Genomic DNA, 13208 nt, shown 5'->3' on the forward strand with positions numbered 1-13208 from the left:
GATGCGATCTCGATGAGGAGCGCATTCTCATGGCCGAATATGAATTGCTTTCGTCGCTCAGCCGCCGTGTCCTGCTCGGCTCGCTCGCCGCAATGGCGGGGGCCGCCGCCTTCCGCCCGGCTCGGGCGCAGGAGAATAATCTCTTTCCGATCATGGCCGACGACGGTCAGCCGATCGCCAATTACCGCCTGCCGTCGGAACTCTCGCCGGCCGATCTTCCCGGCCTGCTCTGGCATGGGCCGGCCACCGCCGATGTGGTCGTGTTCGAGTTCTTCGACTATAATTGCCCCTATTGCCGCAAGGCCGCAGGCGATCTCGATGCGCTCCTCGGCAAGGACAAGAATGTCCGGCTCGGCCTCGCCGACAACGCCGTCCTCGGCCTCGGCTCCTTTCTGGCGGCGCGGGTGAAGCAGGCGGTTCTGCGCCTCTACGGGCCGGAGAAGGCCTATCAGCTCCACAAGCAATTATTCGCGCATCGCGGCGCCATTGACGGGATCTCCGCTCTCTCGGTCGCCAAAGCCATGGGGCTCGACGCCGCCAAGATCGAGGAATCGGCGAATTCGGACATGATCGGCGGCGTGGTGAAGCGCCATGTCCAGCTCGCCGCCGATCTCGGCTTCGCGGCCTCGCCGTCCTTCGTCATCAGCTCTGTGGGCGTTCTCGGCTATCCCGGCGCCAAGTCGATCGCGCGGATGATCGCCGCCAGCCGCAAATGCGATGCGCCCGCCTGCGGCTGAGCCCGCGGCGCCGCTCTCGACTTTGCGGGCGATCTCTCGCAGATTGCGGCTCCGTTCCAGCCGAGACATTCCCATGACCATTCGCACCATTTCCATTTCTCTCGTCACCGAAGACATTTCCCGTTCCGTCAAATTCTATGTCGAGGAGCTCGGCTTCGTCTGCCTGCTCAAATTGGAGGAATTCGCGCGCGTGCGCTCGGGCGCGGCGGACATAATGCTCGTCTCCCCCAATGCGCATCGCGAATGGCGAGGGCCGCAGCTCACCGGCGCCGTCTATCTCGGCGTCGACAATATCGACGAATTATGGGAACGGCTGAAGGATCGCGCGCGCATCGTCTATCCGATCGCGACCATGGATTATGGCGTGCGCGAGTTCGGCCTGCTGGACGACAGCGGCTATCAGCTCTCGCTGGCGCAGCCTGTCGCCCGCTGAGCCCGGCGGAGGATGCGATGCGCGGAACGACCGGAGTTTTTCTCGTCACGCTCTGTCTCGGCGCCGCAGCGGCGCGGGCCAATGATTCGACGGCGGCGCTGACGACCGGCGGTCTCGTCCTGCGCGCCGACGCCGACATAGAGATGCGCTCGGAAGATTTGTCGATCTCGCGCGAGCGGATCGCGGTCCGCTACCGCTTCTTCAACCATTCCGCCGTCGATCGCACGGTGACGGTGGCCTTTCCAATGCCGGAGATCGAATTTCGAGAGTCGGTCAATGTCTCCGTGCCGGACGAGGATTCGGACAATTTCCTCAAGTTTCGCACCCTCGTCGACGGGCGAGAAATCGTCGCGCATATGGAGCAGAAGGCTTTTCTCGACGGGGGCGAGGTGGGCGAGCGGCTGAGGGCGCTCGGCGTTCCGCTGCAGCCGCGCGCCAAGAAGACGCTGGCGACGCTGGACGCGCTGCCGAAGGAGATTCGGCAAAAGCTGCTGAAGGAAAAGCTCGTCCGCGAGGACGACTACGACCAGGGCAAGGGCATGGAGCATCATGTCGCGCCGGAATGGAGCCTGCGGACCAGCTTTTATTGGGAGCAGACCTTTCCGGCCGGCCGCGAGATCATCGTCGAGCACGCTTACGCGCCGAGCGTCGGCGGCTCGGTGCAGACGGGCGTCGCGGACAAATCCCGCACGCCCGCCGAAATCGAGGCTTATCGGACGCGCTATTGCCCCGACAAATCCTTCATCGCCGCCGTCGTCGCCATGACCAAGAAGAATGGCGCGCCGCCGCCGGAGCAACGCATCGCCTATGTGCTGAAGACGGGCGCCAATTGGGCCGGGCCGATCGGCGATTTTCACCTCGCCATCGACAAGGGCGACCCCGCCGCTCTGGTCAGCTTTTGCGAGACCGGCGTGACGAAGACCGGCCCGACGCGTTTCGATGTCCATAAGACCGATTTCAAGCCGATGCGCGACCTCGATATTCTCATCATCGACGCGTCCCATTGAGGGCGTCGGGTCATATCGGCTCCTCGGCGCCGATCTCATAGGAGACGAGCCGGCGATCGCCGACGCCGAGCGCCTCCCAGCCGTCGCGCCATCGGCGCAAATGGTCGGACGCGAAATGCGCCGCGAGCGCCGTGCGGTTCTCCCATATCTCCGTCACGCGGACGAGCCCGGGCTCCAGCACGTCTTCTGCATAGGAATAGGCGAGGCAGCCGGGCTCCGCGCGGCTCGCATGGATCATCGTCGCCATCGCCGGGCGCGCCCGCTCGAGCGAGCCCGGCGGGATGCGAATGGTTCCGACGATCAGAATTCGGTTCGGCGGCATAGGAAGCCCCCCATTCGTCCGCGCGAAGCGCTGTCGCATCATTGAAACAAACGTCGTGCAGTGATTATACTTCACGACGCCGGCGCCGCCGGCCATTGCGTGAAACGGCTTTTTCGCCTTCTTCCGGGCGCACCCATGAAGCTCGCATCCTATAATCTCGAAAATCTCTTCCTGCGCGCGCATGCGCTGAACGGCGAAAGCTGGTCCGAGGGCAAGAAGGCGCTGGAGGCGCAGGCCGAGCTCTCCGCCATTCTCGGCAAGCCGGTCTATACGGCCGCCGATAAGAAGAAGATCATCAAGCTGCTCGGCGAGCTGAAGCTCGAGAAATCCGACGATGGCGGGCCTTTCGCGATCCTGCGCCAAAATCGCGGCCATCTCGTCAAGCGCGCCAAGACCGGAATCGAGGTCGTCGCCGGCGGCCGCAATGATTGGATCGGCTGGGTCGAGCTGAAACGCGAGGAAGTGAATGAGGAGGCGACGCGCAATACGGCGCGCGTCATCATCGATGTCGACGCCGATGTGCTCGGCGTCATCGAGGCGGAGAGCCGGCCGGCGCTGGTGCGCTTCAACGACAATATCGTCAAAGGGGAGGGCGGCAAGCCCTACGCCCACGCCATGCTGATCGACGGCAATGACGATCGCGGCATAGATGTCGGCCTCTATGCGCGCGCGGGCTATGAGATCGTCGCCATTCACAGCCATGTCGACGACGCCGACAACACCGGCCGCATCTTCAGCCGCGATTGCGCGCATTATGAAATCCGCACGCCCAAGGGCAATTTGCTGCATCTCCTTATCAATCATTTCAAGAGCAAGGGCTTCGGCTCGCAGACGACCTCCAACGCCAAGCGCGAGCGGCAGGCGGCGCGGGTGAAGGAGATTTACGACGCGCTGCGCAAGAGCGCGGAGCATGTCGCCGTCATCGGCGATTTCAACGACACGCCGGACAGCGCGCCGCTGGCGCCGCTGCTGCTCCAGACCGATTTGAAGGATATCAGCGAGCACGCGCGTTTCGACGACGGCGGACGGCCCGGCACTTTCGCCGCCGGCGCGGCGTCCAACAAGATCGACTATATTCTTCTCTCGCCCGCGCTATTCGCCGCGACGAAGGGCGGCGGCATTTTCCGCAAGGGCGTGTGGGGCGGCAAGAACGGGACGCTCTTTCCGCATTACCCCGAGATCACCAAAGCCTCGGAGGCGGCCTCGGATCATGCGGCGATCTTCGCCGAGATCGACGTCTAGTGGTCTGCTCTCGGGAAGCGAGCCTTCAGGCTCGCCCCTTCGCAGCCCGACAGCCTATCTGTTCCACTCGCGCTGATGCAGCTCCAATTCGAGATGGCGCAGGAATTTCGCATCCGGCAGCGCGCGCAGCGCCGCTTCGATGCGATCTATGTCGGCGCCTTCGACATCGGCCGCGAACAGCACCATCAGGCCGCCGTCGCCGCTTTCGACGATCGCATCCTCGAGCCGTGAGACATCGCCGCCGCGCTCCCCTTTGACCACGGCGAAATCGAAGACGATCCGCAGATCGTCCGAGCGCAATATGATCGCCTCCAGGCTTTCCAGCTCGGCTTCCGGCGCCTCATGGGCGAGCCGATAGGCGAATTCTGGATCGCCGGCCGCGAGGACGGCGAGCTGGAGTTGCGGGCTCCAGCCCTGCTCACGCAAGCGGCGGAGCGCCTCGACGAGAGGCAGGGGATCGGCGGCGAGGGAATAGGCGCGCTGCGCCATCGCTTGCGGCATGGGCGGGGCTCTCTCTTTTTCTTTTTCGGCGTCCGAGCGCTGTCTCGAGCTTGCTACAGACTGTCGCGTCGGAATTCCCCGGCAAGAACCGCGCCGGCCGGCGAAAAGAAGCGCGCCGGACGGCGAATGGGCGCCGCCTCGCCCCCGCCCAGCGTGAACGCGGGCGTTTTCTATTCGTCAACCATAAAAAATGCTTCAGATTTACGATTAAAATTCAGGGTTTATTCTTCGCCCGGTTCAGCTAGAGCAAGATGAGCGCGCCGGCCCTCGGGCGGCGCGACGGGCGGTGCGTTTCATGTCCAAAAGAGTCTCCTGTCTCCTCGCCATTCTTCTTTCGTCTTCGGTCGGCGCAGCCGCCGCGGCTCCGCGCGTCATCACCGGAATCGGCGAGCGCGAGGCCGGCCGGCTCTTTCCGGTCGAGGAGCCGGCGCCCGAGCCGGCCTATGTCGCGCCGCAGCCGGTCGCTCCGATCGCGCCGCCGGCTCCCGCCTATGTCGCGCCGCAGCCGCGCGTGGCGATGGCGCGCGCCGAGCCGCCCGCGGCTCCCGGCGCCTATGGCGGCGGCTTCATCGAGCTGCTCGTCACCGGCCAGACGCCGCAGCCGCAAGCGGGTCGTCGCGTCGCGGCCCTCGGCGCGGGCGAGGCCATTGTCCAGCGCCAGATCGATCCGGTCTTCCTCCGCACCGAGGTCGATTACGCCGGCGCCGAGCGTCCCGGCACGATCGTGATCGATTCAGAGAACAAGTTTCTCTATCTCGTGCAGGGAGGCGGGCGCGCGCTGCGCTATGGCATAGGCGTCGGCCGCCCGGGCTTCACCTGGGCCGGCGTCAAGACCATCTCCCGCAAGGCGGAGTGGCCGGATTGGACGCCCCCCGGCGAGATGCTGGCCCGTCGCCCCGATCTGCCGCGCCATATGGACGGCGGGCCGGCCAATCCGCTCGGCGCGCGCGCAATGTATCTCGGCTCCTCGCTCTACCGCATCCACGGCACCAACGAGCCCTACACGATCGGCCAGAACGTCTCCTCCGGCTGCATCCGCATGATGAACGACGACGTGGCCGATCTCTATGATCGCGTCCATGTCGGAACCAAGGTTGTGGTTCGTTGACTCTGGCGAGCGATTGCCCATGGCGGAACAGCCGTCGCGCGCCTATCTCACGAGGCGCGCAGACGGTTGCAAAACAGCCGGCTTCGGGCGATAGCTGCCATTCGTTTTCTTCGAAAGGGGCCGATTCTTGCCCAGCCTCATCCGCTTTTTGGTCATTGTCGGCGTGCTCGTCGCCCTCGCCTATGCGGGGATGCTGGCGATCGTGGCCTATGTCTCGCCGCAGCCGCGCGAGATGACGCAGACGATCGCGCCGCAGCGCCTCAACAAGTGAGACCTTCAGAATGGGCGACGGCAAGCGCCATCCGCTGATCGCCGCCTTTCTCGACATGCTGGCCGCCGAGCGCGGCGCCGCGCGCAACACGCTCGACGCCTATCGCCGCGACCTTAAAGATTATTTCGAATTTTTGAAGACATCCGGCGCCGATCCGCTGCGCGCCGACACGGACGGCCTGCGCGCCTATCTCGCGGCGCTGGAGGCGCGCGGCATGACCGGCGCGACGGCCGCGCGGCGGCTCTCGGCGCTGAAGCAGTTTCATAAATTCCTTTATGTCGACCGCTATCGCGCCGATGATCCGGCGGCGGCGCTCGAGGGGCCGCGTCGCCATCGCAGCGCGCCGGATATTCTCTCGGTGGACGAGGTGACGCGCCTTCTGGACACCGCGCGGGAGGGGATAGACGACGAGTCGCGTCCTCTCGGCGAGCGCATGCGCGCCGCGCGCCTCCACGCCGCGCTCGAGACTCTCTACGCCAGCGGCCTGCGCGTGTCGGAGCTGGTTTCTCTGCCGGCGAGCGCGGCGCGCGCGCGCGAGCCTTTCGTCACCGTGCGCGGCAAGGGCGCGAAAGAGCGTCTCGTGCCGCTCTCCGAGCAGGCGCGCGCGGCGCTTCACGCCTATCGCGCGTTGCTCGCCAAGCATTCGCCGGGGCTCGCGGCCTCGCCTTTTCTGTTTCCGTCCGATGCAGCGGAAGGGCATCTCACGCGCCAGGCCTTCGCGCGCGATCTCAAAAGCGCCGCCGCCGCCGCGGGGCTTCCGTCGCGCGACATCAGCCCGCATGGGCTGCGCCACGCCTTCGCCAGCCATCTTCTGCAAAATGGCGCGGATTTGCGCGTCGTGCAGGAATTGCTCGGCCATGCCGATATTTCGACGACGCAGATCTACACGCATGTGCTGGACGAGCGCATCCGCGCCATGGTGCGCGACCTGCATCCGTTGAACATGGCGAATAGCGAGTAGCGAGTAGCGAGTAGGGGCGGTCGCCTGTGGGCGACTATTCGCTACTCGCTATTCGCTCACCCCACTCTCTCCACGAAATCCCCTATCGCCCGGATCGTCCCCTCATCCAGCAGCAGCGGCGCATGGCCTTGGCCCGGCACGGTGAGGCGCTCGAGCAGCGGATGGCCGTCGGCCATGGCCGCGAAGGTCTCCTCCGAGAGCAGATCGGAATTGCCGCCGCGGATCACCAGCGTCGGAATGGCGGCCATGGCCTTCCATTCGTCGTGGAGAAGAATCGGCCCGCTTTCCGGCCCCACCTCGTCGAGCGTATGCGAGAGCGCGGGATCATAGCGCAGCTGCAGATGTCCGTCGGTCTCGACGAAGGTCGTGCGCGCCCATTCCTCCCATTCCGCCTGGCCGAGGCTGGTGAATTGCGGTCCGGCGATGAGCTTCAGCGCGGCGAGAGCGATGGCCATCGTCGCCGAGCCCGGCTGGCGGCCGACATAGCCTTTTATGCGGCGCAACCCGCCGGCGTCGATCACCGGGCCGATGTCGTTGACGACCGCGGCCTGCAAAATCTCGGGCCTTCGCGCCGAAAAGCGCATGACATGAATGCCGCCGCGCGAGGTGCCGACGAAAACCGCCTTTTCGACGCCGGCCGCCGCGAGCGTGGCCAGAATATCGGCCTCCTCGACATCGAGGCTGTAATGCGTCCAGTCCGCGTCCCAGTCCGAGAGGCCGCGACCGCGATAGTCGAGCGCCAGCACGCGGCGTCCGCGCTTCGCCAGCGCTCGCGCCAGCGCGTCGAAATCCAACGCCGTGCGCGTCAGTCCGGCGAGGCAGACGACTGGAATGGCCGCGCCGCCGCCCGCCGGAAGGTAATCGACATAGTGGAGCCGCAGCCCGTCGCCCGCAGTGAGATATCGGCTTTCGCGCCGCACGCTCTGCTCCGCCATCCGCGTCCTCTGTTTCGGCCTCTCGCCGGCGCGGCCGGCCTTTCGCGGATATAGGCGCCGCGGCGCCGGAATGTCTTCCCCCGCCCGGGCGGCGCCTAGAAATTCTCCGACCTTCGCGGCAGTTGCGCATTCTGCCGCTATTTCGCGCAGGAGCCGAGCCCGCTTCCGCGCCAGTCAGCCTTGATGCGCGCGCCATTTCTCAATAATTTGCGTTTACCGCTCTTCGAAACGGCAAATAGCGCGTTCCGAGCGAGCAGATCGTCGCGCCGCCCGTGTTTCGAGCGGGCGCGCTTCCCGAATATGACTGGCGGCGCTATTGCGCCCCGACGCCCCAGGGGCTCGAATGTCCGTCCTCATCGACAAGAACACCAAGGTCATCTGTCAAGGCTTTACCGGCAAGACCGGCACTTTCCACTCCGAGCAGGCGGTGCGTTACGGCACGCTCATGGTCGGCGGCGTTTCGCCCGGCAAGGGCGGCTCGACGCATCTCGATCTTCCCGTCTTCGACACTGTGGCGCAAGCGCGGGAGAAGACCGGCGCCGAGGCTTCGGTCATCTATGTGCCGCCGCCGGGCGCGGCCGACGCCATTTGCGAGGCGATCGACGCCGAGATTCCGCTCATCGTCGCCATCACCGAGGGCGTTCCGGTCCATGACATGATTCGCGTCAAGCGCGCGCTGTCGGGCTCCAAGTCCCGCCTCATCGGCCCCAATTGCCCGGGCGTCGTCACCGCGGGCCAGAGCAAGATCGGCATCATGCCCGGCAATATTTTCAGCCAGGGCTCCGTCGGCGTCGTCTCGCGCTCCGGCACGCTGACCTATGAGGCCGTGTTCCAGACGACTCGCGAGGGATTGGGCCAGACCAGCGCCGTCGGCATCGGCGGCGATCCGGTCAAGGGAACCGACTTCATCGAGATCTTGGAGTTGTTTCTGGCCGACGACGCCACCAAATCCATCATCATGATCGGCGAGATCGGCGGCTCCGCGGAAGAGGACTCGGCCCAATTCTTGATCGACGAGGCCAAGCGGGGCCGCAAGAAGCCGATGGTCGGCTTCATCGCGGGCCGCACTGCCCCTCCCGGTCGCCGCATGGGTCACGCCGGCGCGATCGTCTCCGGCGGCAAAGGCGACGCCGAGAGCAAGATCGCGGCGATGGAATCGGCCGGGATCGTCGTCTCGCCGTCGCCGGCTCGGCTCGGCAAGACTTTGGTCGAAACGCTGAGCCGCTGAGGTTCGGCGACAATGCGCGTCGGCGAATCGCCGGCGCGTCCCCCGAAAAAAGAGCGCGGGGCGAAATCTTTAAAGAATTGTTAAAATGATTTCGCTCAACTTCGAGAAGTTTCGGCGCTCGGGAGACTGAACAGAATGGCGCGTCTCGAGACGAATGGCGGACCGGCGGGCGGCGAACAGCAGCCCTCGCCGCGCGGGAACGCTTCTGCCCAGAACGGACTGCTGCAGAGCGTCGACCCGAGATACCTCGAGCATCTGCTCGCAGCCTATGAGGCCGATCCGTCCTCGGTCGGCCCGGCCTGGCGCGACTATTTCGCGAGCCTCGGCGCCGACGCCGGCGCGGCTGCGGGACCGTCCTGGGCGCGGCCGGGCTGGCCGGCGACGCCCGCGGACGAGCTGGTCGCGGCTCTGGGCGGCGAGGCCCCGCGCGAGACGGCCAAATCCACGCAAGGCAAATCCGCGGAAGGCAAGGGCGGGCAGGCCGAGCGCGCGCCTTCGGCGGAGGAGATTCAGCGCGCCGCGCGGGACAGCGTGCGCGCGCTGATGATGATCCGCGCCTATCGCATGCGCGGCCATTTGCACGCCAATCTCGATCCGCTCGGCCTCGAGCAGCGCCATGACCATGGCGAGCTGCATCCAGAGACCTATGGCTTCACCGATGAGGATTATGATCGCAAGATCTTCATCGATGGCGTGATGGGCATGAAATACGCCAGCGTCTTCGAGATGGTGGCGATCCTGCGCCGCACCTATTGCGGCCCCATCGGCTATGAGTTCATGCATATCTCCAATCCAGAGGAGAAGGCCTGGATTCAAGCGCGCATCGAGGGTCCGAAGAAGGAGATCGTCTTCACCGAGGAGGGCAAGAAGGCGATTTTGCGCAAGCTGGTCGAGGCGGAAGGCTTCGAGAAATTTCTGGACGTCAAATATACCGGCACCAAGCGCTTCGGCCTCGACGGCTCGGAAGCCATCATTCCGGCGCTTGAGCAGATCATCAAGCGCGGCGGCGCGCTCGGCGCCAAGGAGATCGTGCTCGGCATGGCGCATCGCGGCCGGCTGAACATTCTCTGCCAGGTGATGGCGAAGCCGCATCGCGCTCTGTTCCATGAGTTCAAGGGCGGCTCCTTTTTGCCGGACGAGGTCGAGGGCTCGGGCGACGTCAAATATCATTTGGGCGCCTCGTCCGATCGCGAGTTCGACAATAACAAGGTGCATCTCTCGCTGACCGCCAATCCGTCGCATCTCGAGATCGTCGATCCCGTGGTGCTCGGCAAGGCGCGCGCCAAGCAGGATCAATATCGCTGCACGGAGACCGACCGGCGCGAGGTGATGCCGCTGCTCATCCATGGCGACGCGGCCTTCGCCGGCCAGGGCGTCGTCGCGGAATGCTTCGGCCTCTCCGGGCTCAAGGGCCATCGCACCGGCGGCTCGGTGCATTTCATCATCAATAATCAAATCGGCTTCACCACCTATCCGCGCTACTCGCGTTCCTCTCCCTATCCGTCCGATGTGGCGAAGATGGTCGAGGCGCCGATTTTCCATGTGAATGGCGACGATCCCGAGGCGGTCGTCTACGCCGCGCGCATCGCGACGGAGTTTCGGCAGCAGTTCCACAAGCCCGTCGTCATCGACATGTGGTGCTATCGCCGCTTCGGCCATAACGAGGGCGACGAGCCGGCCTTCACCCAGCCGCTGATGTATAAAAAGATCCGCGCGCATAAGACGACGCTCGAGCTCTATAGCGAGAAGCTGATCGCCGAAGGGCTGATGACGCGCGAGGAGATCGACGCGGTCAAGAACGAATGGCGCCAGCGCCTCGAGCAGGAGATGGAGGCCTCGCAATCCTACAAGCCCAATAAGGCCGACTGGCTCGACGGGCGTTGGGCGGGCGTGAAGCCCGGCTATCAATCCTCCGAGGACGAGCGGCGCGGCAAGACCGGCGTGCCGGTGGAGAGCCTGCGCCGCATCGGCGTGGAGCTGACCACGGTTCCCGAGAATTTCCACATTCACCGCACCATTCAGCGCTTTCTCGACGCGCGCCGCACCGCGATCTCGAGCGGCGCCGGCATAGATTGGGCGACGGCGGAGGCGTTGGCTTTCGGCTCGCTGCTGGCGGAAGGCTATAATGTCCGCCTCTCCGGCCAGGACAGCGAGCGCGGCACCTTCTCGCAGCGCCATTCCGTGCTGATCGATCAGGAGGACGAAGCCCGCTATCTGCCGCTCGATCACGTCGGCGTCGGGCAGGGGCGTTTCGAGGTCATCAATTCGATGCTCTCGGAAGAGGCGGTGCTCGGCTTCGAATATGGCTATTCGCTCGCCGAGCCGCGCTCGCTGGTTCTGTGGGAGGCGCAATTCGGCGATTTCGCCAATGGCGCGCAGGTGGTCTTCGATCAGTTCCTCTCCGCCGGCGAGCGCAAATGGCTGCGCATGTCCGGCCTCGTCTGCCTGCTGCCGCATGGCTATGAGGGGCAGGGGCCGGAGCATTCTTCCGCGCGGCTCGAGCGCTATCTGCAGCTCTGCGCGGAGGATAATCTGCAAGTCGCCAATTGCTCGACGCCGGCGAACTACTTCCATATTCTGCGTCGGCAGCTGCATCGCGACATTCGCAAGCCGCTGGTGCTGATGACGCCGAAGTCGCTGCTGCGCCATAAGCGCTGCGTCTCGCGGCTCGAGGAGATGGGCGAGGGGACGATGTTCCATCGCTTCATCTCGGACGACGCGGAATTGCAGCCCTCCGACAAATTCCGCCTCGCGCCCGACGACAAGATCGCGCGCGTGATCCTGTGCTCCGGCAAGGTCTATTACGATCTGCTCGAGGAGCGCGAGTCGCGCGGCGTCAACGACGTCTATCTCCTGCGCGTCGAGCAGCTCTATCCCTTCCCGCTGAAGGGGCTGGTGACGATGATGTCGCGCTTCAAGCAGGCCGATATCTTCTGGTGCCAGGAAGAGCCGAAGAACATGGGCGCCTGGTCCTTCGTCGAGCCTTATCTCGAATGGGTGCTGACGCAGGTCGGCGGCAAGTCCAAACGCGCTCGCTACATCGGCCGGCCGGCTTCGGCCTCCACGGCGGCGGGCACTATGTCCAAGCATCAGGCGCAGCTGCGGGCCTTTCTTGACGAGGCCTTTGCGACGCGCATTTCTCTCGCGGCGGAGTGATCATGACGGAAATTCGCGTTCCGACCCTGGGCGAGTCGGTGAGCGAGGCGACGATCGGCCGCTGGTTCAAGAAGCCCGGCGACGCCGTCGCGGCGGATGAGGCGCTGGTCGAGCTCGAGACCGATAAGGTGACGCTCGAGGTGAACGCCCCCGCCGCCGGCGTGCTGACCGATGTCGTCGCCAAGGATGGCGAGACGGTCACGCCCGGCGCGCTGCTGGGGCAGATCGCCGAAGGCGCCACGGCCGCCGCGCCGCGTCCGGCTCCCGCCGCGCCCATCGTCGCGCCGCCGCCAGCCGCTCCGGCGCCCGCGCCTGTCGCTGCCGCGCCGGCTCGTCCGCCGGCGCCGTCCGCCGCCAAGATCGCGAAAGAGCAGGGCGTCGATCTTTCGGGAATCATCGGCTCCGGCAAGCAGGGGCAGGTGCTGAAGGGCGATGTTCTCGCGCTCGCGGCGCGCCCCGCGCCCGTTCCCGAGCCGGCGATCGCTCCGCCGGCGCCGCGCCCCGCCGCCCCACCGGCCGACGCCGCGCGCGAGGAGCGGGTGCGCATGTCGCGCCTGCGCCAGACCATCGCCAAGCGCCTCAAGGAAGCGCAGTCCAACGCCGCCATGCTGACCACCTTCAACGAGGTCGACATGTCCGCGGTGATGGCGTTGCGCAATCGCTACAAGGATTTGTTCGAGAAGAAGCATCAGGTGAAGCTCGGCTTCATGGGCTTCTTCGTGAAGGCCTGCTGCAAGGCGCTGGAGGAAGTGCCGGCCGTCAACGCCGAGATCGACGGCGCCGACGTCATCTACAAGCACTACTGCCATATCGGCGTTGCCGTGGGCACGGACAAAGGCCTCGTCGTGCCGGTGGTGCGCGACGCCGATCGCATGAGCGTCGCCGAGATCGAGAAGGCGATCGGCGATTTCGGCAGGAAGGCGCGCGAAGGAAGGCTCGATCTCGACGATCTGACCGGCGGCACCTTCACCATCTCCAATGGCGGCATTTACGGCTCGCTGATGTCGACGCCCATTCTCAATGCGCCGCAATCCGGCATTTTGGGCATGCATAAGATCGAGGAGCGGCCGGTCGTCATCGCCGGCAAGATCGAGATCCGCCCGATGATGTATCTCGCACTCTCCTATGACCATCGCATCGTCGACGGCAAGGAGGCCGTGACCTTCCTGGTGCGGGTCAAGGAGCAGCTCGAGGACCCTTCGCGCCTCGTCCTTGATTTGTGACGGTTTCGCGAAAAAATCTGGGACGGCACCCTCAAAATCCGCCGTCCCGATGCACAGATATCTCCCGTGCTACGATGAGTAGGC

General features: G+C 65.3%; 13 protein-coding genes. 10 read left to right on the forward strand and 3 right to left on the reverse strand.

The window, feature by feature from the left end; translation table 11 throughout:
• Nucleotides 1–29: 29 nt before the first annotated feature.
• From METLW4_RS0101885 to METLW4_RS0101895, 3 genes are all read left to right on the forward strand, one after another.
• Complete coding sequence (locus tag METLW4_RS0101885) at nucleotides 30–737, forward strand: DsbA family protein (RefSeq protein WP_018264508.1); 708 nt, start codon at nucleotides 30–32, stop codon at nucleotides 735–737.
• A gap of 73 nt (nucleotides 738–810) precedes the next feature.
• Complete coding sequence (locus tag METLW4_RS0101890) at nucleotides 811–1170, forward strand: VOC family protein (RefSeq protein WP_026191175.1); 360 nt, start codon at nucleotides 811–813, stop codon at nucleotides 1168–1170.
• Between the two features lie 17 nt (nucleotides 1171–1187).
• Nucleotides 1188–2177 (forward strand): DUF4424 domain-containing protein, encoded by a 990-nt coding sequence (locus tag METLW4_RS0101895; RefSeq protein WP_018264510.1) that lies wholly within the window; start codon nucleotides 1188–1190, stop codon nucleotides 2175–2177.
• Between the two features lie 10 nt (nucleotides 2178–2187).
• Here the strand turns inward: METLW4_RS0101895 and METLW4_RS0101900 are convergent, their stop codons facing one another.
• On the reverse strand, nucleotides 2188–2499 hold the full coding sequence (locus METLW4_RS0101900) for a putative quinol monooxygenase (protein WP_018264511.1): 312 nt from the start codon (nucleotides 2497–2499) through the stop codon (nucleotides 2188–2190).
• Nucleotides 2500–2634: 135 nt separating this feature from the next.
• Between METLW4_RS0101900 and METLW4_RS0101905 the strand changes: the two genes are divergently transcribed.
• Nucleotides 2635–3741, forward strand: a complete 1107-nt coding sequence (locus tag METLW4_RS0101905; protein WP_018264512.1) for an endonuclease/exonuclease/phosphatase family protein — start codon at nucleotides 2635–2637, stop codon at nucleotides 3739–3741.
• 54 nt (nucleotides 3742–3795) lie between these two features.
• On the opposite strand, the gene METLW4_RS0101910 is transcribed toward METLW4_RS0101905, so the two are convergent.
• Entirely contained in the window at nucleotides 3796–4242 is a 447-nt protein-coding gene (locus tag METLW4_RS0101910; protein WP_018264513.1) for a hypothetical protein, read from the reverse strand.
• A 295-nt stretch (nucleotides 4243–4537) separates the two neighbouring features.
• Between METLW4_RS0101910 and METLW4_RS0101915 the strand changes: the two genes are divergently transcribed.
• From METLW4_RS0101915 to METLW4_RS0101925, 3 genes are all read left to right on the forward strand, one after another.
• Entirely contained in the window at nucleotides 4538–5350 is an 813-nt protein-coding gene (locus METLW4_RS0101915; RefSeq protein ID WP_018264514.1) for a L,D-transpeptidase, read from the forward strand.
• A 127-nt stretch (nucleotides 5351–5477) separates the two neighbouring features.
• A complete protein-coding gene (locus tag METLW4_RS0101920; RefSeq protein ID WP_018264515.1) occupies nucleotides 5478–5621 on the forward strand; it encodes a hypothetical protein in 144 nt (47 codons plus the stop codon).
• 10 nt (nucleotides 5622–5631) lie between these two features.
• Nucleotides 5632–6582: a site-specific tyrosine recombinase XerD gene (locus tag METLW4_RS0101925; RefSeq protein WP_018264516.1), complete on the forward strand. Its 951-nt coding sequence runs from the start codon at nucleotides 5632–5634 to the stop codon at nucleotides 6580–6582.
• 56 nt (nucleotides 6583–6638) lie between these two features.
• Here the strand turns inward: METLW4_RS0101925 and METLW4_RS0101930 are convergent, their stop codons facing one another.
• Nucleotides 6639–7517 (reverse strand): alpha/beta fold hydrolase, encoded by an 879-nt coding sequence (locus tag METLW4_RS0101930; protein WP_018264517.1) that lies wholly within the window; start codon nucleotides 7515–7517, stop codon nucleotides 6639–6641.
• A gap of 343 nt (nucleotides 7518–7860) precedes the next feature.
• Between METLW4_RS0101930 and sucD the strand changes: the two genes are divergently transcribed.
• From sucD to odhB, 3 genes are all read left to right on the forward strand, one after another.
• A complete protein-coding gene (gene sucD, locus METLW4_RS0101935; RefSeq protein WP_018264518.1) occupies nucleotides 7861–8745 on the forward strand; it encodes a succinate--CoA ligase subunit alpha in 885 nt (294 codons plus the stop codon).
• A 135-nt stretch (nucleotides 8746–8880) separates the two neighbouring features.
• Nucleotides 8881–11901, forward strand: coding sequence for a 2-oxoglutarate dehydrogenase E1 component (locus METLW4_RS0101940; RefSeq protein ID WP_018264519.1), 3021 nt, complete (start codon nucleotides 8881–8883; stop codon nucleotides 11899–11901).
• Nucleotides 11902–11903: 2 nt separating this feature from the next.
• On the forward strand, nucleotides 11904–13124 hold the full coding sequence (gene odhB / locus METLW4_RS0101945; RefSeq protein ID WP_026191176.1) for a 2-oxoglutarate dehydrogenase complex dihydrolipoyllysine-residue succinyltransferase: 1221 nt from the start codon (nucleotides 11904–11906) through the stop codon (nucleotides 13122–13124).
• The last annotated feature ends 84 nt before the right edge of the window (nucleotides 13125–13208 follow it).

Source organism: Methylosinus sp. LW4 (genome assembly GCF_000379125.1).
Taxonomy (GTDB): domain Bacteria; phylum Pseudomonadota; class Alphaproteobacteria; order Rhizobiales; family Beijerinckiaceae; genus Methylosinus.

Excerpts from the sequence above, each read along its gene's own strand:
- METLW4_RS0101885 (WP_018264508.1), top strand. The coding sequence starts at position 30 with ATGGCCGAATATGAATTGCTTTCGTCGCTCAGCCGCCGTGTCCTGCTC.
- METLW4_RS0101890 (WP_026191175.1), top strand. The coding sequence starts at position 811 with ATGACCATTCGCACCATTTCCATTTCTCTCGTCACCGAAGACATTTCC.
- METLW4_RS0101895 (WP_018264510.1), top strand. The coding sequence starts at position 1,188 with ATGCGCGGAACGACCGGAGTTTTTCTCGTCACGCTCTGTCTCGGCGCC.
- METLW4_RS0101900 (WP_018264511.1), bottom strand. The coding sequence starts at position 2,499 with ATGCCGCCGAACCGAATTCTGATCGTCGGAACCATTCGCATCCCGCCG.
- METLW4_RS0101905 (WP_018264512.1), top strand. The coding sequence starts at position 2,635 with ATGAAGCTCGCATCCTATAATCTCGAAAATCTCTTCCTGCGCGCGCAT.
- METLW4_RS0101910 (WP_018264513.1), bottom strand. The coding sequence starts at position 4,242 with ATGCCGCAAGCGATGGCGCAGCGCGCCTATTCCCTCGCCGCCGATCCC.
- METLW4_RS0101915 (WP_018264514.1), top strand. The coding sequence starts at position 4,538 with ATGTCCAAAAGAGTCTCCTGTCTCCTCGCCATTCTTCTTTCGTCTTCG.
- METLW4_RS0101925 (WP_018264516.1), top strand. The coding sequence starts at position 5,632 with ATGGGCGACGGCAAGCGCCATCCGCTGATCGCCGCCTTTCTCGACATG.
- METLW4_RS0101930 (WP_018264517.1), bottom strand. The coding sequence starts at position 7,517 with ATGGCGGAGCAGAGCGTGCGGCGCGAAAGCCGATATCTCACTGCGGGC.
- sucD (WP_018264518.1), top strand. The coding sequence starts at position 7,861 with ATGTCCGTCCTCATCGACAAGAACACCAAGGTCATCTGTCAAGGCTTT.
- METLW4_RS0101940 (WP_018264519.1), top strand. The coding sequence starts at position 8,881 with ATGGCGCGTCTCGAGACGAATGGCGGACCGGCGGGCGGCGAACAGCAG.
- odhB (WP_026191176.1), top strand. The coding sequence starts at position 11,904 with ATGACGGAAATTCGCGTTCCGACCCTGGGCGAGTCGGTGAGCGAGGCG.